Below are 20,109 nucleotides of genomic sequence, written 5' to 3' on the forward strand. Positions count from 1 at the left end.
GCCTCTTTCCGGGACACGCTGTGAATACATCCCTGTACGCTCGTAATCGGCGTCCCTGCCTCATACGGTCCCGGAAAGAGGCACCCCTCCCGACCTGGAAAGTTCTTAGCGAAATCCTAAACAGGTTCTAAGCAGACGCGGCGGCTTCCTCGTCCCGGGGCTCCCCATACCAGAAGCTGTAAAAATCCTCGATCACCCGCTGCTCGATATCGGTCGCTTCCTCCCGGGGGCAGAAGAGGGCGACGGTTACCACATCGTGGCCCAGCTCGTTGGTGGTAAAGCTCACTTTGGCATCCGGGCCCGCGAGTTCGACGCCCATGCGGTGTTCGATCATTTTACAGTAGCGCTCCGCCACCTCCCGGAAGGCTTCGCAGTGCTCCCGTACCCGCTCTACTAGAAACGCCTTGGCCTTGAGGGGATTGGTGCCCTTGCTTTCGCGCACGATGGAGAAACTGTGCTCGATATAGCGGCGCATAAAGTTGAGGTTCTTGACCGGTTGGGAGAAAAACGCGCTGTTGGGAATAAACAGCGTGGTGCCGGTATAGCCGTTGCCCAGGCCCTTGGGATCTACCTCCAGCAGGGTGGTGCTCAGCCAGTCGCTGTCGATCACCTCGCCCATCTGGTCGCCGATCTGGACCCAGTCTCCCACGGTGAAGGAGCGCATTCCCGCCTGGTAGACGCCACCCACAAAGCAGTGCACCACCTCCCGCAGGGCCAGGACGATCGCAACAGAGAAGGCGGCGATGGAGAGCGCGAAGTCCCGCAGTTCGGAAACCCAGATGGCGATAACCGTCACCACCAGCAACAGGTTGCCGATATTGTGCACCGTGTTGATACGCCGACGCACATCCTGTTTCGGCCAGCTCCGGCGCGTGAAGAAAAACGACAGCAACCAGCGCAACAACAGGATGACGGAGACGGCGACCAGGGTGAGAACCAGTTTGTTTTCCAGGAGGGATTCCAGCATTGCAGCTCCACAGCGGGTGATTGGATTTTGAGGCACACAGGATAAACCCATCGCAGGCGCGAGAAAATTCCTTCCGTTGGCGAGGGGGAGAGGGGGCGGCTATGCTGAGGTCGGAATCTTTCACTTGCCTCGCACCTGGTCAAGCCTGGGGTTGCCCCGGGAAATGTTACTTCCCTGTAGGAGCCTGCTTGCAGGCGAACGGCGGCTGGCACAGAGCCCATCTATTCGCTAGCAAGCAGGCCCCTACAGGGAGCTGCACTCGACTGGGTGCCATCTACCTCAAACAACGCGGATATGATGAAAAAAGTAGCAATCAATGGACTGGGGCGCATCGGCAGGCTGTTGCTGCGCCGCTACCTGCAGGGCGGTTTCAAGCGTTTCAACCTTGTCGCCGTCAATGACCCCATGCCCCTGAAGAACCTGCTGTACCTGCTGCGCTACGACTCAATACACGGCCGCGCGGACTTCGAAGTGTCCGGTGAGCAGGGCAAACTGGTGGTCGGCGCACTGGAGCTGCCACTCTTCGCGGAAAAGGACCCCGCGAAGCTTCCCTGGAGCGAGGAGGGGGTCGACGTGGTAATCGAGAGCAGCGGTCACTTTACCAAGCGGGCGGGTGCGGCCAAGCATCTCGAAGCCGGTGCCCGGCGTGTCGTAATCAGTGCCCCTTCACCCGACGCAGATATAACCCTGGTCCTGGGGGTGAACGACTCCGATTTCGATCCCGAACACCATAAGGTGATTTCCAACGCCTCCTGCACCACCAACTCCCTGGCACCGCCGCTGAAAGTCCTCGATGAAGCCTTCGGCATAGAGCAGGCACTGGTCACCACGGTACACGCCTATACCGCCACCCAGAGCCTGGTGGATACGGCAGCGGGCAAGAAAATTCGCGGCCGCGCCGGCGCGATCAACATTATCCCCACTGCCACTGGTGCCGATGCCGCCACCGCCCTGGCGCTGCCCCGGCTGAAGGGCCGCCTGAGCGCGCTGGCGGTGCGGGTGCCGGTGGCGGACGGCTCCCTCACCGATATCAGCGCACAGCTGCGCAATGCCGCCGACGCCAAGGAGGTGAATGCGGCGTTCAGAGCGGCCGCGGAGGGGGACCTCAAAGGCATTCTCGCCTATAGCGAAGAGGATCTGGTTTCCTCGGATATTATCGGTGATCCCCACTCCGCGATTATTCACAGCCTCTCCACCCGTGCCCAGGGCAACCTGGTCAAGGTGCAGTCCTGGTACGACAACGAATACGGCTACGCCTGCCGCTGCCTGGATTTGCTGGAGCGCCTGCCGATGTAGGAGCCTACTTGCAGGTGAACAAGAAAGTTAATAGAAAAGCGCCGAAAATTCTTCTGAGAGAAGGCTCCTAAGAATTCTTAATTGGTAAAAATTGTTACCAAAGATTTTGTGCATCAGAAGAATTTTCCAGGATGATATATTTTGATTACGGATCGATGATTTTAGGAGATATAGCCATGGCCGGTGGAACAAAGGAATCTGACTTGACCCGAGACTGCGGCGCTAACGGTATGGATAGGGAAATCTTAGGTAGGAGGGAAATAAATGTAGCGTGTTTATACTATTTCAGTCAATCATAGTGTAGATATATTTTCTAATCAATCCAGGGTTCAGTTAAATAAGGAGAAAGCTGTGCATACATTTAATTTTCGAAAAATTACGGTTGTTTATCTACTTCTCATTTCGAGCGTTATTAGTGGCTGCGATAGACATGCGGATAAGACAGAGTTGTCAGCAGATATAGTGTCACCTTCTGAGATGTTCAAGCAAGGAGTTTCCACTCCCATTGACCTTCTGTTTCTTGAAGCTCAGGGAAGTGAGCTTCTGGATAAATACTATCTGTCCGAGTTAACGATGAATACGTCTACTCAAGGGGAAATAGGAATTATAGATCTATATTCTAATGAGAAAGTGATGCGGTTTTCCGTGGATATAGAAAAGCCAGGGCTTAAAGTTGTGAGCACTGATACGGGAAACCAAAGAATCAATGAATTAGTTCTTGATAATTACACCGAATGGTGCGGAAAATGGCACAAAGGCATAAATAACTACTGGCAGTTCTGCACAGGTTCAGACTGTACTGGAAGTGGCACGGTACAATGGTGTATCAAGAAGGTAGATAAAGAGACTTGTGAGCAGGCGGGAAATTGTCCTACTAACGATTAATTAGAAATAGTGTGCGTACGTCATATCAATGCGCCGTGAGGTTCAAGGAGCGTCGTGCGGCATACTCGCCTATAGCGATGAGGAATTGATCGCTCCCTCTGTACGCACCTATGGAAAACCTAGTCAAAGTGAAGATGAGACACAGATATGAATGCGGCTAAACCTGCCTCCGCCTGGATTTGTTGAAGTGTTTGCCGTTGTAAGAGCTTGCTTGCAGGCGAACGAGGCCGTTAACAAGATGCAATGTAATGTTCGCCTGCAAGCAGGCTTCTACAAAGTGCCTCTCTGGTTTTAGAGGCAACATATGTCCGAAACGGAAACAGCGGCAGACAGCTCCCAAGTGCAGATCGGCTTCATCGCCGAGGTACACGGCCCGGTGGTAGTGATTCGCTGTGCACGGCTGCCACCGCTGCGCCAGGCGTTGCGCGCATCCCTCGACCACGAAACCTACCTGTTCGAAGTTCACCAGCACCTGGACCAGAAACATGCGCGCGCCATCACTCTGCACCGCACCGCCGGCCTGAGCCGCGGGATGCCGGTATTCGACACCGGTGCGCCACTGCATGTGCCGGTCACCCCGGATTGCCTGGGGCGGCTGCTGAATATCTTCGGCGAGCCGCTGGATGACGGCGAGCCGCTTGCGGCACAGGACTACCGAAATATTCACGCCGCGCCCGCGGCACTGTGGGACGCGGTGGGCACCGGCGCCATTCTGCAAACCGGAATCAAAGTCATCGACCTGCTGTGCCCCTTTGTCAGGGGTGGCAAGACCGGTCTGTTCGGCGGTGCCGGGGTGGGCAAGACGGTTCTGATAATGGAGTTCATGCACGCGGTGGCCGCACTGCACAGCGGTGTGTCGGTATTCGCCGGCGTCGGCGAGCGCATTCGCGAGGCCCACGAACTCTGGCACGAGATGCGCGAGGCGGGGGTAATGGAACAGACGCTGATGACCTTCGGGCAGATGGACGAATCGCCCGGGGTCCGCTTTCGCGTCGGCCTGTCCGCGCTGACCTACGCGGAATACCTGCGCGACACCCTGCAAAAGGAAGTGCTGTTCGTGATGGACAATATTTTCCGCTTTGTGCAGGCGGGCAGTGAGATCTCCAGCCTGCTCGGGCGCATGCCCGCCACCGTCGGCTACCAGCCCACGCTGATCAGCGAGGTGGCGGAGCTCCAGGAGCGTATTCTCTCCACCCGGGAGGGCGCCATTACCGCGGTGCAGGCGGTCTATGTGCCGGCGGACGATATGACGGATCCAGCGGTGAGTGCCATTTTCAGCCACCTGGATTCCTCGGTGGTGCTGTCGCGGGCGCAGGCGGGAAAGGGCTTATACCCCGCGGTCGATCCGTTGCAATCCAGCAGCCAGGTAATGGACCGGCATACCCTGGGCGACCGCCACTACGTGGTGGCCCAGGAGGTGCGCGAACACCTGGCGCGCTATCGCGAGTTGGAGGACATTATCGCCATGCTCGGCATCGAGGAGCTGTCGCCGCAGGACCGCCGCATCGTACTGCGGGCGCGCAAGCTCCAACGCTACCTGACCCAGCCGTTTATGGTCACCGCCTCCCACACAGGTATCGCCGGCGTCTCGGTGCCATTGCGGGAAACACTGGAGGATTGCGAAGCTTTTTTGCGCGGCGACTACGACGAGTTGTCGGAGGAGGACTGCTATATGCGCGGCGGTATGCGGGAAGGCGCGCGGTGAAAACCTTTAGCCTGGAACTTCTGTCCGCCACCGAACAGCAGCGGATTGACGGCGTCATTTCCTTCGTCGGTGAGGACGCCTCCGGCAGTTTCGGCATCCTCGCCGGGCATATGCGCACAATGACCGCCCTGGTATTTGGCCTGGCGCGTTTTCGCCGCGGCGGAAAGGGCTGGCAGTATCTGGCGCTGCCCGGTGGACTGCTCTATTTTTTCGACAACCAGTTGCAGATTTGCGCCCGCCGCTACCTGATCGACAGCGACTACGAGCGCATTTCTGGGCTTCTGCAACAGCAGCTTCTGGCGGAAGAGCGGGATCTGCACGCAATGAAAGAAAGTCTGCGCCGGATGGAGGAATCCATTTTGCGTCGGCTTTGGGAGGTAGGGCGCCAGTCGCCAGGCGCTAATAATACGTAGGATGGGCAAAGCGCAGCGTGCCCATCAACCAGCCCGTGATGGGCACGCTGCGCTTTGCTCATCCTACATTACTGTTTCTATGGCAACGGACAGGGACAAACAGCTGCGTGAAAAAGTTGAGCGCCAGGCCAAGCGCATGAAGCAGGCCGAGCGCGAGCGCCCGACACTATTCGCGCAGACCATCTATATCGGCACCCTGGGCCTGGTATTTGTGCTGCCGGTGGTGGGCGGTGCCTATCTGGGCAACTGGCTGGACAGCCTGACCGCCGGCTATTCCACCCGCTGGACTCTCAGCCTGATCTTCGTCGGCCTGGTGGTGGGCGCCTTCAATGTGTATCTGTTGATCCGGGAGTAGTGAATGGACGGTAGCGAGTTATTTCCCTCGATACTTTTTCGCATAGGGCCGCTGCAGATCACCGGCACCGTGATCACCACCTGGGCAATTGTCGCGGCCATCGGCTCTGCGGCCTGGCTGCTGTCGCGCCGCCTCCGGCTGCAACCGGGTGCGCTGCAGACCCTGGCGGAAGGTGTCGTGATTGCGATGGAGGGCGCCATTCGCGCGGTGGCGCCGGATCACGTCAAGCTGCTGCTGCCGTTTATTGCCAGCCTGTGGATCTTCCTGGTGGTGGCCAATCTCTGCGGATTGATTCCCGGCGTACATTCGCCCACGCGGGATCTCTCCGCCACCGCGGCGCTGGCAATACTGGTATTCCTTTCGGTGCACTGGTTCGGAATCCGCAGCCAGGGACTGAAACGCTATCTGCGCCACTACCTGACCCCGAGCCCGATACTGCTGCCGTTCCACCTTATCAGTGAAGTTACCCGCACTGTCGCCCTGGCGGTGCGCCTGTTCGGCAACATCATGAGCCTGGAAATGGCTGCGCTGCTGATTTTGCTGGTGGCCGGTTTTCTGGCGCCAATTCCTATACTGATGCTGCACATTGTCGAAGCCCTGGTTCAGGCCTATATCTTCGGCATGCTGGCACTGATTTACGTTGCCGGCGGCCTGCAATCACAACAGCTCAGGCAACCACCACAAGGAGAGCGCCATGAGTGATATGACTTGGTTTGCGCTGCTTTCAACCATCGCCGCGATACTCGGCATGGCGATCGGCGTATTGCTGCCGGCCTACGCCATGGGGCGGGCGATCAGCAGCGCGCTGGACGCGCTGGCGCGGCAGCCGGAAGCGGAGCGTTCGATCATGCGCACCCTATTTATCGGCCTGGCGATGATCGAGTCCCTGGCCATCTATGTGCTGGTGATCGCGCTGATCGTGCTGTTTCGCAATCCGCTGCTGGAATATCTCATCAAACCGTAGGGATATTTCCGCATGGAACTCAGCTGGTCGACCTTCCTGCTGGAAATCGTCAATTTCCTGGTGCTGGTGTGGATACTCAAGCGGTTTTTCTACAAGCCGCTGCAATCCGTTATCGCACGCCGCCGGCAGGATATCGAACAGCGCCTGGCGGAAGCGGAGAAAATGCGGGAGGAGGCCGAGCGGTTGCAGCGGGAGTACGAGGGCCGCATGAATGATTGGGAGCGCGAACGCCAGCGGGCCCGGACAGATCTGCAACAGGAGATGAAAGCCGAGCGCGCGCAGCTGGAGCAGGCATTACAGGAGGCCCTGCAACAGCAGAGACAGAAGGCCGAAGTGATCGAGCAGCGCCGCCAGCGGGAACAGCGCCATCAGTTGCAACAGCGGGCGCTGGAGCAGGGCAGCCACTTCGCCGCGCGCCTGCTGGAACAGGCCGCCGGCCCGGAACTGGAAAGGAATCTTCAGCAACTGCTGCTGGCCTCGCTGGCGGAACTGCCGGAGGATCGACTGGTGGAACTGCGACGGCAGTTGCCCGCGGCTGGAGAGCCGTTGGAAGTATCCAGTGCCTTTCCCTTGTCCGCCAACCGGCGCGAACAAATCCGAAATGGCTTGCAGCAAATGTTGCAGAACACTGTGCACTGCCATTTTTCAGAGGACAGCGATCTGATAGCGGGTTTGCGCCTGGTGATCGGTCCCTGGGTGCTGGGTGCAAATGTGCGTGATGAACTGCGGGGGTTTGCGCGGATAGCGTGGGATACAGACCGTGAATAACGAATTGCTGCAGCGCCGGGAGGACTGGCTGAGGAGCTACCGCCCTCAACTGCGCATTCGCGAGCTGGGACGCGTGGTGTCGGTAGGCGACGGTATCGCCTGGGTCAGCGGGCTGCCCACAGCGGCCATGGATGACATACTGGACTTTGCCGACGGCAGCCGCGCCCAGGTTTTCGATCTCACAGGCGAATTGGTGGGCGCGATACTGTTGAGGGAAACCCGGGATCTCACCGCCGGCACAGCCGTACGCCTGTATGAAAAGAAACTGGGCATCCCCGTGGGCGATGATCTGCTGGGACGGGTGATAGATCCCCTGGGTGATCCCCTCGACGGCGGCGCCGCGCCCGAGTGTTCCGACTGGGGGCGCCTGGAAATGCCTTCGCCGGCAATTAGACAGCGCGATTTTGTGCACCGGCCGCTGTATACCGGCAGCAAGGTGCTGGATACCATGATTCCCATCGGCCGCGGCCAGCGGCAACTGCTGATCGGCGACGAGGGCCTCGGGCGCAGCTCACTGGCACTGGACACGGTGATCAACCAGCGGGATCAGCAAGTCTATTGCGTCTATGTGCTGATCGGCCAGAAGCGCTCGGCAGTGGTCACCACTATCGAGCTGCTACGCGACTACGGCGCACTGGATTTTTCCACCGTGGTGGTGGCCGAGGCCAGCACCCTGCCGGGGCTGCAACACCTGGCACCATTCGCTGGTTGCAGTATTGCCGAATACTGGATGCGTAGGGGGTTGCATACGCTGGTGGTGTACGACGATCTCTCCACCCACGCCAAGACCTACCGCGAACTCTCGCTCTTATTACGCAGGCCACCGGGGCGCGAGGCCTATCCCGGCGATATATTTTCCGTGCACGCGCGCCTGCTGGAGCGGGCCACCTGTCTCAATGCAGAACAGGGCGGCGGCAGTATGACCGCGCTGCCGGTCGTGGAAACCAAACAGGGAGAGATCGCCGCCTATATTCCCACTAACCTGATCTCCATTACCGATGGTCAGATCTACCTGGATCGCGAGTTGTTTAGCAGTGGTTTCCGCCCGGCCATCGACATCGGCAAATCGGTATCCCGCATCGGCGGCCGAGCCCAGCACCCGGCCATCAAGCGGGAGGCCGGACGGATGAAACTCGACTACCTGCAGTTTCTCGAACTGGAAATGTTCACCCGCTTCGGCGCCAGGCTGGAGGCGGGCATGGAAAAAGCCATCCGCCGCGGCCGCGTGCTGCGGGAGATTCTCAAGCAGGAGCGGCTGGCGCCGCTGTCGATCAAGTTCCAACTGGCGTGGATGATCGCCTTTAATGACGGCCTGCTGGACGGCGTGGAGCCGCAACAGGTACGGGAGCTGATGGCAGGGCTGCGGGGCAGGGTGGAGGCCAGCGGCCTGCAGCTGGACGACCCGCGCGAGCAGTGGGTGGCGCTGGCGCAGGACTGGCTGCCGAGTGCCGCGGGAGCCCAAAAGTGAGGGGAGAGAGGTGAGCCGTCGCCGCGAGCTGCAGCGCCATGGGCAGCAACTCGGCGAGACACGCGAGATTGTCAGCGCCATGAAGGCGATGGCTTTTATCGAGGTGCGGCGCCTGGGGCGTTTTCTCGACAGCCAGCGGCGCGCGGTGGAAACCATGCGCGCCGCCGCCGCGGACTTCCTCAGCTTTTTTCCGCAGGCACTGCCCCCGCCGCAGGCGCGGCAACTGCGGCGCATCTACCTGCTGATCGGTTCCGAGCGGGGTTTTTGCGGCAACTTCAACGAAAGCCTGATACAGCGTTTGCATCGGTGCCTGGCGGAAGAGCCTGTGGATGGCGGCAGCACAAAAGCGGGCATTATCGGTTGGGGGCAGAAGCTGTGCGTCAAATTGGAAGAACATCCGCTGCTGCTGGCGGCCGTCGAGGGTGCAGCGGTACTGGACGAGGTGGGCGCGCCACTGCTGCAACTGGTGAACCGCCTCTCGGAACTGCAGACCGGGGGCGCCATAGCGCTGGCGGTGCTCTATCACGACCCGCAGCGGAAGGAGGTGGCCGTGCGCGAACTGCTGCCCCCGTTTGAATCGCTGCGCAGTGCGCCGGAAAAATTCCCCTTTGCGCCCAGGCTCAACCTGGCACCCGGCGACTTTCTGCGCGAGCTGGTGGAGCAGTACCTTTTCGCGGCCCTGCACGAAATACTCTACGTCTCCCTGATGGCGGAAAACCAGCAGCGCATGCAACACCTGGAAGGCGCGCAGCGCTACCTGGACGAAAAACTGGAAGCGCTGCGCCGCAGGGGCAACCAGCTGCGCCAGGAGGAGATCACCGAGGAAATCGAGGTGATACTGCTGAACGCCGACAGCGCAAAACGGCCACCGCAGAAAAAATCCCGGGAGGGCGATCACTGATGCCAAGCGTTATCGGGTGTCACTTAAAGTGAAGTAGAGTTCTTCCTCCTGGGAAAAATGCAGTCGGAGGATGGCGACAAGGCTGAACAGCAGCTGCCTGATTTCCCGCAGTTGGAAGTCGGCGGGCTGGGTATCGGCCAGCTCTGCGGTCAGCAATTGGTAGCGGCGCGCCAGGCGAAAAATCTCCCGGTGTGTGCGACTCATGGCCCCCAGTGGATCGAACCCGCGGATTATTCCGGCGAGCATCGGATAGAGTTTCTCTTCATCCTCCCGTTCATGAGGTAGGAGTTTCTCGCGAATCATCTCATCCACCACTTTCAGCTCGGCCCCGGCATCCCGGAAGGAACCGGTATTGAGCGCGTTCGCGGCCGCTTCGATGCGGTCCAGTACCGGTTGCAGCAGGTCGTGCTGTTCTTGCAGACGGGTGGCTATCTCCTCTGGCAGGGCGGGCGCGGCGCGCAACTCCGGGGCGGCACGCAGTGCCCGCAGCGCATTGAGGATGGCAATTGCGTCGATGCCCTCCTGGAGCAGGGCGCCAGCCACCGGAGGCAGGTAGCCGAAGGCGGCGAATATCATGGCGATGCCGGAGAGCGCCATGCCCAGCAGTACGCTTTGCAGGGCAATGCGGCGGCCGCGGCGGGCAATTTGCAGCCCCTCGGGCAGGCGGTCCAGGCGGTCGCGCAACAGCACCACGTCGGCGGCTTCCGAAGAGGCGCCGGCGCCCCGCGCGCCCATGGCGATACCTACATGCGCGGCGGCCAGGGCGGGGGCGTCGTTGATTCCGTCGCCCGCCATGGCAGTGATTCCGCGGCTACGTTCGGCGTTTACCGCTGAAACCTTGTCCGCCGGTGAACGCTCGGCGAGCACGGTATCTATGCCCAGTGCGGTGGCAACGGTTTCCGCAACGTCCCGCCGGTCTCCGCTCAGCATCACGGTCCGGCGGATACCGGCCCGATGGAGTTCGCGCAACGCGCGCGGTGTTTCCAGGCGGATCTGGTCGGTCAGTAGCAAAACACCGGCGAGCTCGTCGTTCAGACCGACGAAGACGGCGGACAGGCCCTGGAAGGCCATGCGTTTCAGGGCTGCCTGTGCCCAGGCATCCGGTTTGCTGCCGCGCAGAATCAGCCCAAGGCTGCCTACGGCAACCGCGCGGCCCTCAACTTGCCCGCGCAGGCCCTCGCCAGGTGTTTCCCGGACCTGCTCCGGCAGGCTGAGTGCCAATCCCCGCCGGCGCGCTTCCGCCACCAGGGATTGGGCGGTGATGTGCTGTGAGGCCAGGTCCAGGGATGCGGCGAGCCGCAGTAATTCATCGGGACCGACGTCTTGTCTGGTTTCGATTGCCACCAGGCGCGACTGGCCGGTGGTGAGGGTGCCGGTCTTGTCGAACAGCATGATTTCCGCGCTGGCGAGCTGTTCCAGGGCCGCGCCGTTCTTGATCAGAATGCCGCGCCTGGCCGCCTGTGAAATCGCACCGACAATGGCCACTGGCGCCGCGAGGATCAGCGGGCAGGGAGTCGCCACCACCAGCACCGCCAACGCGCGCACAGGATCGCCGGAGAGAAGCCAGGCCGCTCCGGCGACGGCCAGTGCGGCCGGTACAAACAGCAGCGCATAGCGGTCGGCCAGCCGGGTGAAGGGGGCCTTGCCGGTCTGGGCTTCCTCGACCATACGCACGACGCCTGCATAAGTGCTGTCGGCGGCGGTTTTCAGCGCCTTCAGTTCAACCGGGCCTCCGGCATTGACGACGCCGCTCAGCAGCTGCTCCCCGCGGGCGCGGCGGCGCGGCAGTGATTCGCCGGTCAGCGCGGACTCGTCCAGCTGCGCCGACTCGGACAGTAGCAGGGCGTCGACGGGAACGGTTTCCCCCGGCTTGAGTAACAGCCGGTCGTCCTCCCGTACCGCATCGACCGCGATATCCTCGATGCCCGTATCGGCATAGCGATGCGCAATCCGCGGGGCGCGCTCGATCAGCGCGGTGAGTTCCCGGCGCGCGCGTCCCCTCGCATATTCCTCCAGGGAGCGGCCGCTGGCGAACATAAAGGCGATGATCGCCCCGGCGAGATACTGCTCCAGCAACAGCGCCCCGGCCATGGTCAGCAGTGCCAGCAGGTCCACGCCGGCCCGGCGATGCAGCAGGGCGCGGGCGCATTCGAAGATCGCCACTGCGAGCATCAGCGCGGTGGCCGTGATCCACGTAGGGGCGGCGGATGCACCCAACATCCAGGCCAGGCCGCCGATGGCCAGAAGCAGGGCCACGATTATCGCCAGCGTCGAGTGAAAGTTGCGCGAGAGTTTCGTCACATCCATGACTGCCAGCCTGAATGGTTTTGGAGAAGATGCTCCGCTCAGCCGAGTTGCGCAGCCAGGTAATCGACCGCGCTGTCCAGGCTCGACAGTTTCGGATAATCCTTTTCCGGAATATCGAGTTGCAACGCCCTGCCCAGCGCTATGGTGAAATTCAGCAGGTACATCGAGTCGAAGTCGTGCTGGTCGCGGATACGCATTTCCGGGTCAACTCGATCGGGGTCGATATCCGGTGCCACTTGAAGAAATTTTCCAGGACCAGGGCCTCGATTTCCTCGCGGTTCATAATTTACTTTTCCTGCTCCTGTAACAGGCGGTCTATCTCGGCGTTGAGGTATCCGTTTAATTGGGATCTTCCGCCGACAGGCTGCTAATGTTGCAAAAGCAAACATCCATTGCTTTGCACATTGACTTCTAACCCCTATGCCCAAAATCATCGAGCACGATACGCACGATCAGCGACCGTGGCATTTCCTGTCGCTGCCGGAATTAATAGTTCGGCTGGATACAGGGGGCGACGGGCTTGCCGTGGCGGAAGCGGAGCGCCGCCTTGCCAGTTATGGCACCAATGCGCTACCCGTGCCACAACTGCCGGGTTTCTGGCGGTTGTTCCTGCGCCAGTTTGTCAGCCCGCTGATCTATGTACTGCTGGCGGCCACAGTCGTCTCACTCGGCGTGGGGGAGCTGATCGACGCAACGTTTATCGGCCTGGTCCTGCTGCTCAACGCGCTTATCGGAGCACTGCAGGAATATCACGCACAACGCAGCGCCGAGGCCCTGCGCAACCTCCTGGTCAGCCACGCGCGGGTATTGCGCGACGGGGAAATCGTCGAGCGGGCCACCGGGCAACTGGTGCCCGGGGATCTCGTGCTGCTGTCGTCCGGAGATCGCGTGCCAGCGGACTTGCGTTTGCTGGAGGCCCGGGGCCTGGAGGTGGATGAATCCTTTCTGACCGGTGAATCACTGCCGGTGAATAAGGACAGCCAGGCCATTTGCGATGTCGATACACCGGTGGCGGAACGCCGCAATCAGTGCTTCGCCGGCAGCCTGGTTACCGCGGGGCGGGCCAGGGGCCTGGTGGTGGGTACTGGTCTGAACACCGAGATGGGGCGATTGAGTCTCAGCCTGGAAAGCGCCGAGACAGTCAGGCCGCCGCTGTTCCAGCGTATCGAGCGCTTCAGTAAAAGGCTCACGGTCGCGCTGTTGATCACCGTGGCGCTGCTGGCGATGATCGAACTCGCGCGGGGCACGCCGGTATTGGTGATCTTTATGACGGCGGTGGCGCTGGCGGTATCGGCGATACCCGAGGGGCTGCCGATGGCGCTCACCATAGTGCTGTCCGTCAGTATGCGCAGGATGGTCAAGCGCCACGTTATCGTGCGCAAGCTGGTGGCGGTGGAGAGCCTCGGTTCCTGCACGGTGATCGCCGCCGACAAGACCGGAACCCTGACCCTGAACCAGCTGGTGGCCCGCGAAGTGGCTTTTTTCGATAGGGGCGGATTCCATGTGACCGGCGGCGGTACAGAACCCATTGGGGAGTGCCTGCCGTTGGAGGGTGAGGTACAGCCCGGGGATGCCGAACGCCTGGCCCGGCTCAGTCGTGTGGCGGCACTCTGCAACGAGGCCGAGCTGCGCCAGTTGGAGGGCGGCCAGTGGCACGGCAGCGGCGATGCGGTGGATCAGGCGCTGCTGGTGCTCGCGCACAAAAACCACCAGGCCCCGGGCCAACTGCTGGACCGGTACCCGCTGCAGGCCCAGATTCACTACGAACCGGCACTCGGCTTTGCCGCCACGCTGCACCGCGATGACGGGCGCCAATTGGTCTGCGTCAAGGGAGCGCTGGAAAAGCTGCTGCCGATGTGCAGCCATATGGCCGGTGCGGATGGCGACATTCCGCTGGATCGGAAGCTGGCTCTGGCGCGCATGCAGGAGCTGGCGGGCAGGGGAGCCAGGGTGCTGGCGATGGCTGAGGGAAGCTGGGACAACCGGCATTCCTTTGCCGCGGACAATCTGGAAAACCTGTGCCTGCTGGGCCTGGTGGCCATGTTCGACCCGCTGCGGGATTCGGCCCCCGACGCGATTGCACAGTGCAGGGCGGCGGGAATCAATGTCTGTATGCTGACCGGAGACCATCCGCACACCGCCCTGAGTATTGCGCGGGAACTGGGGCTGGCCGGCAAGGGCGAAACCGCGGTCACCGGTATGCAATTGGCGGACGCCGAAGCCCGGGGAGGGCAGGCGGTGGATGCGCTGACCGGCGGCACCCGTGTCTATGCCCGGGTGTCGCCGGAACAGAAACTCACCATCGTGCAGTCGCTGCAACGCCAGGGGGAATTTGTCGCGGTAACCGGCGACGGGGTGAACGATGCGCCGGCGCTCAAGGCCGCCCACGTCGGAGTGGCCATGGGGCGGCGGGGAACCGATGTGGCAAAGGAGTCCGCGGATCTGCTGCTCACCGACGACAACTTTGCCTCGGTGGTGTCGGGGGTGGAGGAGGGGCGGATTGCCTACCAGAATATCCGCAAGACGGTTTTTTTCCTGGTTTCCACCGGCGCGGCGGAGATCGTGCTGTTTCTGCTGGCTTCCGCATTTGCGTTACCCCTGCCACTAACGCCGGTGCAGTTACTGTGGCTCAACCTGGTGACCAACAGCCTGCAGAGCATCGGGCTGGCGCTGGAACCCGGTGAAGGCGACGAGATGCAAAAACCCCCGCGGTCGCCCCGCGAGTCGCTGTTCAATCCGCTGATGGTGCGCCGGGTAGTGGTTTCGGGGATGGTGATGGGCGGCCTCGGCTTTTTTTGTTTCAGTTGGCTGCTGCGAGAGGGCTGGGAAGTCGAGGCGGCGCGCAACAGTGTGCTCTTGTTGATGGTGCTGTTCGAGAACGTCCAGGTGTTCAACAGCCGCTCGGAAAACCGCTCGATATTCCGGCAGCCGCTGTTCAACAACCCGGTTCTGCTTCTGGGCACTCTGGCCGCACAGGTGATACATATCCTCGCCATGTATTCACCGTTGATGCAAGGCGTACTGGGGGTCTCCCCCGTGAGTCTTGCGCACTGGGGAGCATTGCTGTCGGTGGCGTTGTTGCAGCTGGCGACGATGCAGTTGCTGTTGCTCTTTTCCAAAAGGCGGGATCACGAGAACAGTATCAGGGAATAAGCCGCTTATTTGAGATAGCGCATCAGCAGGGCGAAACCGCCGTCCCCGGCCAGTGCCACGCGGGCGGGCAGGGGTATTCTGACGGTGTGGCCGGAACCGGGCGCAGAGTTTACAGTCCTGCCTTGAAGGTCCTCCAGCGCTTGCAGATTGAAACGCAGATTGCCCAGGGGGGTGATCAACTCCATTTTGTCGCCCACCTCGAAACGGTTTTTCACCTCAAGCGTGAGCCAACCGGCGTCGCAGCCAATGACCTCGGCCACGAATTGCCGGCTGGTGTTGCTTGAGTTTCCCTGTTCGTAATTCTGGTACTCGCTGGGAATATGGCGGCGGTAGAAACCCTCGGTGTAGCCGCGGCTGGCCAGGTGTTCCAGTTCGCCCATCAGGCGCATGTCGAAGGTCCGGCCAGCGAGGGCGTCGTCGATGGCGCGGCGGTAGATCTGGGCAGTGCGCGCTGCATAGTAATGACTTTTGGTGCGGCCCTCGATCTTCAGTGAGTGGATTCCCATTTTTACCAGGCGTTCCACATGCTGCACCGCGCGCAGGTCTTTCGAGTTCATGATATAGGTGCCGTGCTCATCCTCGTAGGCGGGCATGTATTCCTCCGGCCGGCTGCGCTCCTGCAACAGTAGCGGCGATACCTGGTCGGCACTCGGATCGAAAGCCTTCGGTTCCACAGCGATCAAGTCGCCGCCGGCATTTTCCCGGGCTTCGTGGGCGTTGTATTCCCAGCGGCAGGAATTGGTGCATGCACCCTGGTTGGAGTCGCGGTGGGTCATATAGCCGGACAGCAGGCAGCGGCCGGAGTAGGCGATGCACAGGGCACCGTGTACGAATACCTCCAGCTCCACTTCCGGGCACAGCATACGAATCTCCTCGATCTCATCGAGGGACAGTTCTCGGGAAAGGATTACGCGGCGGATGCCCTGACGGCCCCAGAACCTCACGCTGGCCCAGTTCACCGCATTGGCCTGCACAGACAGGTGTATCTCCTGTTCCGGCCAGCGTTCCCGTACCAGCATGATCAGGCCCGGATCGGACATGATCAGGGCATCGGGGCCCATGGCGATCACCGGTTCCAGGTCCCGCAGGTAGGAGCGAACCTTGTCGTTGTGCGGAGCGATGTTGCTGGCCAGGTAAAACCGTTTGCCCTGGCTGTGGGCCTCATTGATGGCCGCTACCAGATTTTCCAGCCGGTTGAATTCGTTGTTGCGCACCCGCAGGCTGTAGCGGGGCTGGCCGGCGTAGACGGCATCGGCGCCGTAGGCAAAGGCGTAGCGCATGCTCTTCAGTGTGCCGGCGGGGGAGAGGAGTTCGGTGTTCATGGATGGAAACCGTTGGTGGACAAGTCTGGACGGGCGCGGATTTTACTCAAGGAACAGGGCGCAGACAGCTGAAAGCCGCCCGCCACTTGATCCAAATCAAGTGTCCGGCCGCCCTCGCTGAAATAATTGCGGCACCGGCAAACGGAATGGAGGAGGAAGGGTGATATCCACGACCAACCATGGCATATCCATCGGCATCGAGAGAGTCCAATGGGATTTCTTTCTCTGTTTGAAGGCTTCCGGTAACCTCGGTCATGCCGATTATGAAATGCTGGCTCCGATTATTGACGGCGCACTGCGCGGGGTGGCGCATCCGCAGGTGAATGTTTTTCTCGACGCAACGGATTTTTTGGGGTGGGAGCAGTACACCGCCTGGGAGGACTTCACCCTGGAACTGGGCTACCGAAATCAATTCTCCAGAATTGCCATTCTGGGCCGTTCCAACTGGGGGCTGGTGACGTCCGGCATTGCTTCGTGGTTTGCGTCAGGCGAGGCGCGTTATTTCGAAGACCGCGATGCGGCGCTGGAATGGCTGTCCTGGCCGGTGGTTGTATCCCGACCCGCTTAGAGCCTGTTTGCGATCTATGGCGCTGCACGCCCAGCGCGGGGCCCTATTGCCGGGCGGACAACTCGCTGTCGTCGTAACTGCAGTGGGTTCCCGCCAGTTCACTGAGCCCTACCATATCGAGGATTTTTACATCCCGGCCTTCCACCTGAATCAGCCCCCCTTTCTGGAAACGGGAAAACAGCCGGCTGACGGTTTCCGCGGTCAGCCCGAGGTAGTTGGCGATGTCGGTGCGCGGCATGGACAGCAGGAAGCGGCTGGAAGAGTAGCCGCGGCGCGCGTACCGGCTGGAGATATTGATCAATAGCGCGGCCAGCCTGGTCTCTGCGGAGCGCTTGCCGAGCAGTAGCAGGATTTCGTTCTCGCCGCGCAGTTCCTCGGAAAAAATCGCATAGATATGCCGCTGTAGTGTCGGAACGTCCTGTGCGAGTGTTTCCAACTGGTTAAAGGGCAGTACGCACACGCAGCTGTCTTCCAGCGCTTCCGCGTAGCTGGGATGGGTGTGTCCGCTGTAGGCGTCCAGGCCGAGCAGCTCGCCGGGCAGGGAAAAGTGGGTCACCTGGGTGTCGCCGTCGGCGGCGATAATGGTGGACTTGAAGCTGCCGGAGCGGATGGCGTAGAGGGCGGTGAAGGGGTTTCCCGCCCGGTACAGGCAATCGCCGGCCTTGACGACTTTTTTCGCTCTGGTCACCCGCTCCAGCCGGACGATGTCGTTTTCCGACAGGCCGGCGGGGAGGCATAGACGTTTGACTGCGCAGTCGCCGCAGCGTACGGATATGGGGCGTTCGCTCATCGGAGAATCGGGAACCGGGTTCAAGTGTCGCTGCATTGTAGCGCTGTTCATGCTTATTGTCCTGGGAGTTTTTTGTCAGTCATTCGCGCCCGCATGCCGGCCCCTACCTCGATCTGCCGTCGTTGTTCAGAGAACCTTCGAGTATTCCGTTTCCGTACTTCTGCCGTGCAGATAGGCGTCAAACGCGGAGGCTATGTTGCGGGTGAACCAGCGGCCGCGGGGGGTGATGCGGAGGTAGTCTCGGTCCTGCTCCACCAGCCCATCGTCGAACAAGGGCTGCAGGCGCGCGAGATCTCCGCGGAAAAACTCATCGAAGGGCGCTCCGGCCATCCGGGATACTTGCTCTTTATCCAGCCGCAGGTGGCACATCAACTCCATCACTACATATTGGCGCAGGCGGTCATCTTCGCTCAGCTGCCAGCCGCGGTAAGCCGCGAAGCCCTGTTCGCGGATGGCCCCGGAGTACTCTTTCAGCCGGTGCAGGTTCTGCCAGTAGCCGTCGGCGCTGTAGCTGATTGCGGAGGCTCCCAGCCCCACCAGTGCGTCCGCGGGCATCACCGTGTAGCCCTGGAAATTGCGCTTGAGCCGGCCCGCGCGGGCGGCCCGGGCCAGTTCGTCGCCGGGCAGGGCGAAGTGGTCCATGCCCAGGAATTCGTAGCCGGCGTTTTCCAGCGCCGCAACCGCTGCCAGCTGCATGGCGATTTTTTCCATCGGCCCCGGTGTGGTGTCGGTGTCGATCAGTCGCTGTGCCTTGAAACGGTGGGGCAGGTGGGCGTAGTGGTAAAGCGCAATGCGGTCCGGCGCGAGCTCCATCACTTTGTCCAGGGTGGATTGCAGGCCGGCGACCGTCTGCCGGGGCAGGCCGTAAATCAGGTCGTAGGAGATGGAGCGGAATCCGTTCTCGCGCGCGGCGGTGGTCAAGTCCTTCACCTGCTGCGGGGAGCAGAGTCGGTTGATCGCCAGCTGCACGTCGGTATTGAAGTCCTGGATGCCGAGACTCAGACGGTTGAAACCGAGTTCGCGCAGGGTGACCAAAGTATCGGGCTCCAGCGTGCGCGGGTCGGCCTCGATACTGTACTCGACGGCGTCGCCGGAGCCGAGCTGGAACACCTCCCCCAGCCCCTCCACCAGGCGCCGCAGGTCGCTGTCGTTGAGGAAGGTGGGCGTGCCGCCGCCGAGATGCAGTTGCACCACCGGCGCCCTGGCCACCCGGTCGCGGTACCAGCGCGCCTCCTTCAGCAGGCAATCCAGGTAGTCCGAAGCCAGCCCGTACTGGTTGGTGATTACCTTGTTGCAGGCGCAGAAGTAACACAGCGAGTGGCAGAAGGGGATATGCACGTACAGTGACAGCCTGCGGATATTCTCCAGGGCGAGCCAGGGCTCCGCCCCCTCCAGGGGGGCGAACCGGTCCGCCGTGGGGTAGGAGGTGTAGCGCGGGCAGGAGCCGCCGTAGCGGGACAGCAGTTCCGGCGAGAGATCGGAGCGCAGGCGATTGGGGTCTTGTGTCATTTTGGGAAAACCACAGAAGTCAGAAGCGGTAGCCCAGGCCGGCCATATAGACGAGCGGGTCCAGTTCGACATCGGCCGTCACGGTGCCCACACCGGGTACATTTACCTTCGCCTCGGTATCGATATCGATCCACCAGACGGCGAGGTTGAGCATCCACTGTTTTTGCGCGCCGAAGCCGAAATCCACTCCGGCCTCCGCGGCGATTCCGTAGGAGCTGTCGAGTGAGAGATCCGCGCCGCTGGTGGCGCCGAGGCTGGCGAAAACCGCATCGGCTTCACCGCTGATTTTCTCCTCGAAGAATTTCGTGTAATTCACTCCCAGGCCAGCGTATGGTTGCACCGAAGAAGCCGCGTCCAGCGGGAACCACTGCAACATCAGTGTGGGGGGGAGGTGCTTGGTCTCTCCCAGGTCGAAGGTCTCTCCCAGACCCTTCGCACTCAGCTCGTGCTTGAAGGGGGTGGCGGCCAGCAGCTCCACTCCCCAGTGATCCCGGAACAGGTAGGCAGCAGTGATGCCGAGAGCCGTGCCGTTGTCCACATCAGCGGCGGTTCCGGGCAGCGGGGTTCCGGAGAGCGACAGGGCGCTTGAACTGACGTCTGGATTGACCCCGGCGGCCCCCCAACGCAAGATTGTTGTCCCCTGCTCATAGGCGAATGCCGGAGCGGACAGGGCGATGGCGGCGCTCAATGCGGTGCTTTTTACTAACGTGTTCATCAGCTTCTCCAAATGATGACGTT

General features: G+C 61.2%; 19 protein-coding genes. 12 read left to right on the plus strand and 7 right to left on the minus strand.

Features of this window, described 5'->3' with window-relative positions:
- Positions 1 to 127: 127 nt before the first annotated feature.
- Positions 128 to 967, minus strand: a complete 840-nt coding sequence (locus ACRC0P_RS01575) for a mechanosensitive ion channel family protein (protein ID WP_438627850.1) — start codon at positions 965 to 967, stop codon at positions 128 to 130.
- Between the two features lie 294 nt (positions 968 to 1,261).
- Between ACRC0P_RS01575 and gap the strand changes: the two genes are divergently transcribed.
- The 10 genes from gap to ACRC0P_RS01625 all read left to right on the plus strand — a co-directional run bounded on the left by gap (position 1,262) and on the right by ACRC0P_RS01625 (position 9,722).
- Positions 1,262 to 2,263, plus strand: coding sequence for a type I glyceraldehyde-3-phosphate dehydrogenase (gap, locus tag ACRC0P_RS01580; protein WP_438627852.1), 1,002 nt, complete (start codon positions 1,262 to 1,264; stop codon positions 2,261 to 2,263).
- A 351-nt stretch (positions 2,264 to 2,614) separates the two neighbouring features.
- Positions 2,615 to 3,148, plus strand: coding sequence for a hypothetical protein (locus ACRC0P_RS01585; RefSeq protein WP_438627854.1), 534 nt, complete (start codon positions 2,615 to 2,617; stop codon positions 3,146 to 3,148).
- A gap of 304 nt (positions 3,149 to 3,452) precedes the next feature.
- On the plus strand, positions 3,453 to 4,853 hold the full coding sequence (gene atpD / locus ACRC0P_RS01590) for a F0F1 ATP synthase subunit beta (protein ID WP_438627856.1): 1,401 nt from the start codon (positions 3,453 to 3,455) through the stop codon (positions 4,851 to 4,853).
- The gene (locus tag ACRC0P_RS01595; RefSeq protein ID WP_438627858.1) at positions 4,850 to 5,266 is read left to right on the plus strand and encodes a F0F1 ATP synthase subunit epsilon; all 417 of its coding nucleotides are present in this window, start codon (positions 4,850 to 4,852) and stop codon (positions 5,264 to 5,266) included. The genes atpD and ACRC0P_RS01595 overlap by 4 nt, the downstream gene beginning before the upstream one ends.
- A 79-nt stretch (positions 5,267 to 5,345) precedes the next feature.
- Positions 5,346 to 5,621 carry an AtpZ/AtpI family protein gene (locus ACRC0P_RS01600; RefSeq protein WP_183457264.1) on the plus strand — a complete coding sequence of 92 codons (276 nt, stop codon included), beginning with the start codon at positions 5,346 to 5,348 and terminating at the stop codon, positions 5,619 to 5,621.
- 3 nt (positions 5,622 to 5,624) lie between these two features.
- Positions 5,625 to 6,323, plus strand: coding sequence for a F0F1 ATP synthase subunit A (locus ACRC0P_RS01605; protein WP_438627860.1), 699 nt, complete (start codon positions 5,625 to 5,627; stop codon positions 6,321 to 6,323).
- On the plus strand, positions 6,316 to 6,585 hold the full coding sequence (gene atpE / locus ACRC0P_RS01610) for an ATP synthase F0 subunit C (RefSeq protein ID WP_183457260.1): 270 nt from the start codon (positions 6,316 to 6,318) through the stop codon (positions 6,583 to 6,585). Before ACRC0P_RS01605 ends, atpE begins: the two co-directional genes overlap by 8 nt.
- 12 nt (positions 6,586 to 6,597) lie before the next feature.
- Positions 6,598 to 7,353: a F0F1 ATP synthase subunit delta gene (locus ACRC0P_RS01615; protein WP_438627862.1), complete on the plus strand. Its 756-nt coding sequence runs from the start codon at positions 6,598 to 6,600 to the stop codon at positions 7,351 to 7,353.
- On the plus strand, positions 7,346 to 8,821 hold the full coding sequence (locus tag ACRC0P_RS01620; RefSeq protein WP_438627864.1) for a F0F1 ATP synthase subunit alpha: 1,476 nt from the start codon (positions 7,346 to 7,348) through the stop codon (positions 8,819 to 8,821). The genes ACRC0P_RS01615 and ACRC0P_RS01620 overlap by 8 nt, the downstream gene beginning before the upstream one ends.
- 10 nt (positions 8,822 to 8,831) lie before the next feature.
- Entirely contained in the window at positions 8,832 to 9,722 is an 891-nt protein-coding gene (locus tag ACRC0P_RS01625) for a F0F1 ATP synthase subunit gamma (protein WP_438627866.1), read from the plus strand.
- A gap of 9 nt (positions 9,723 to 9,731) precedes the next feature.
- Here the strand turns inward: ACRC0P_RS01625 and ACRC0P_RS01630 are convergent, their stop codons facing one another.
- Positions 9,732 to 12,029 (minus strand): heavy metal translocating P-type ATPase, encoded by a 2,298-nt coding sequence (locus ACRC0P_RS01630; RefSeq protein WP_438627868.1) that lies wholly within the window; start codon positions 12,027 to 12,029, stop codon positions 9,732 to 9,734.
- Positions 12,030 to 12,067: 38 nt separating this feature from the next.
- Positions 12,068 to 12,265, minus strand: a complete 198-nt coding sequence (locus ACRC0P_RS01635) for an acyl carrier protein (RefSeq protein ID WP_438627870.1) — start codon at positions 12,263 to 12,265, stop codon at positions 12,068 to 12,070.
- 184 nt (positions 12,266 to 12,449) lie between these two features.
- Between ACRC0P_RS01635 and ACRC0P_RS01640 the strand changes: the two genes are divergently transcribed.
- Positions 12,450 to 15,182, plus strand: a complete 2,733-nt coding sequence (locus ACRC0P_RS01640) for a cation-translocating P-type ATPase (protein WP_438627872.1) — start codon at positions 12,450 to 12,452, stop codon at positions 15,180 to 15,182.
- Positions 15,183 to 15,187: 5 nt separating this feature from the next.
- Here the strand turns inward: ACRC0P_RS01640 and trhP are convergent, their stop codons facing one another.
- Complete coding sequence (gene trhP, locus ACRC0P_RS01645; protein WP_438627874.1) at positions 15,188 to 16,504, minus strand: prephenate-dependent tRNA uridine(34) hydroxylase TrhP; 1,317 nt, start codon at positions 16,502 to 16,504, stop codon at positions 15,188 to 15,190.
- A gap of 160 nt (positions 16,505 to 16,664) precedes the next feature.
- Between trhP and ACRC0P_RS01650 the strand changes: the two genes are divergently transcribed.
- On the plus strand, positions 16,665 to 17,072 hold the full coding sequence (locus ACRC0P_RS01650) for an STAS/SEC14 domain-containing protein (RefSeq protein WP_438627876.1): 408 nt from the start codon (positions 16,665 to 16,667) through the stop codon (positions 17,070 to 17,072).
- Between the two features lie 43 nt (positions 17,073 to 17,115).
- Here ACRC0P_RS01650 and fnr read toward each other — a convergent pair whose 3' ends face one another.
- The 3 genes from fnr to ACRC0P_RS01665 form a co-directional block, all read right to left on the minus strand.
- On the minus strand, positions 17,116 to 17,913 hold the full coding sequence (fnr, locus tag ACRC0P_RS01655) for a fumarate/nitrate reduction transcriptional regulator Fnr (protein ID WP_438627878.1): 798 nt from the start codon (positions 17,911 to 17,913) through the stop codon (positions 17,116 to 17,118).
- Between the two features lie 75 nt (positions 17,914 to 17,988).
- Positions 17,989 to 19,371, minus strand: coding sequence for an oxygen-independent coproporphyrinogen III oxidase (gene hemN / locus ACRC0P_RS01660; RefSeq protein WP_438627880.1), 1,383 nt, complete (start codon positions 19,369 to 19,371; stop codon positions 17,989 to 17,991).
- Between the two features lie 19 nt (positions 19,372 to 19,390).
- A complete protein-coding gene (locus tag ACRC0P_RS01665; protein WP_438627882.1) occupies positions 19,391 to 20,086 on the minus strand; it encodes an OmpW/AlkL family protein in 696 nt (231 codons plus the stop codon).
- Positions 20,087 to 20,109 lie beyond the last annotated feature (23 nt).

This window comes from Microbulbifer sp. (genome assembly GCF_051659245.1).
In the GTDB taxonomy this organism is placed as follows: Bacteria; Pseudomonadota; Gammaproteobacteria; order Pseudomonadales; family Cellvibrionaceae; genus Microbulbifer.

Bases quoted from the DNA above. Each gene is read 5' to 3' on its own strand.
- ACRC0P_RS01630 (WP_438627868.1), bottom strand. From the start codon at position 12,029: ATGGATGTGACGAAACTCTCGCGCAACTTTCACTCGACGCTGGCGATA.
- hemN (WP_438627880.1), bottom strand. From the start codon at position 19,371: ATGACACAAGACCCCAATCGCCTGCGCTCCGATCTCTCGCCGGAACTG.
- ACRC0P_RS01600 (WP_183457264.1), top strand. From the start codon at position 5,346: ATGGCAACGGACAGGGACAAACAGCTGCGTGAAAAAGTTGAGCGCCAG.
- ACRC0P_RS01575 (WP_438627850.1), bottom strand. From the start codon at position 967: ATGCTGGAATCCCTCCTGGAAAACAAACTGGTTCTCACCCTGGTCGCC.
- ACRC0P_RS01605 (WP_438627860.1), top strand. From the start codon at position 5,625: ATGGACGGTAGCGAGTTATTTCCCTCGATACTTTTTCGCATAGGGCCG.
- ACRC0P_RS01640 (WP_438627872.1), top strand. From the start codon at position 12,450: ATGCCCAAAATCATCGAGCACGATACGCACGATCAGCGACCGTGGCAT.
- atpE (WP_183457260.1), top strand. From the start codon at position 6,316: ATGAGTGATATGACTTGGTTTGCGCTGCTTTCAACCATCGCCGCGATA.
- gap (WP_438627852.1), top strand. From the start codon at position 1,262: ATGATGAAAAAAGTAGCAATCAATGGACTGGGGCGCATCGGCAGGCTG.
- fnr (WP_438627878.1), bottom strand. From the start codon at position 17,913: ATGAACAGCGCTACAATGCAGCGACACTTGAACCCGGTTCCCGATTCT.
- trhP (WP_438627874.1), bottom strand. From the start codon at position 16,504: ATGAACACCGAACTCCTCTCCCCCGCCGGCACACTGAAGAGCATGCGC.
- ACRC0P_RS01615 (WP_438627862.1), top strand. From the start codon at position 6,598: ATGGAACTCAGCTGGTCGACCTTCCTGCTGGAAATCGTCAATTTCCTG.
- ACRC0P_RS01665 (WP_438627882.1), bottom strand. From the start codon at position 20,086: ATGAACACGTTAGTAAAAAGCACCGCATTGAGCGCCGCCATCGCCCTG.
- atpD (WP_438627856.1), top strand. From the start codon at position 3,453: ATGTCCGAAACGGAAACAGCGGCAGACAGCTCCCAAGTGCAGATCGGC.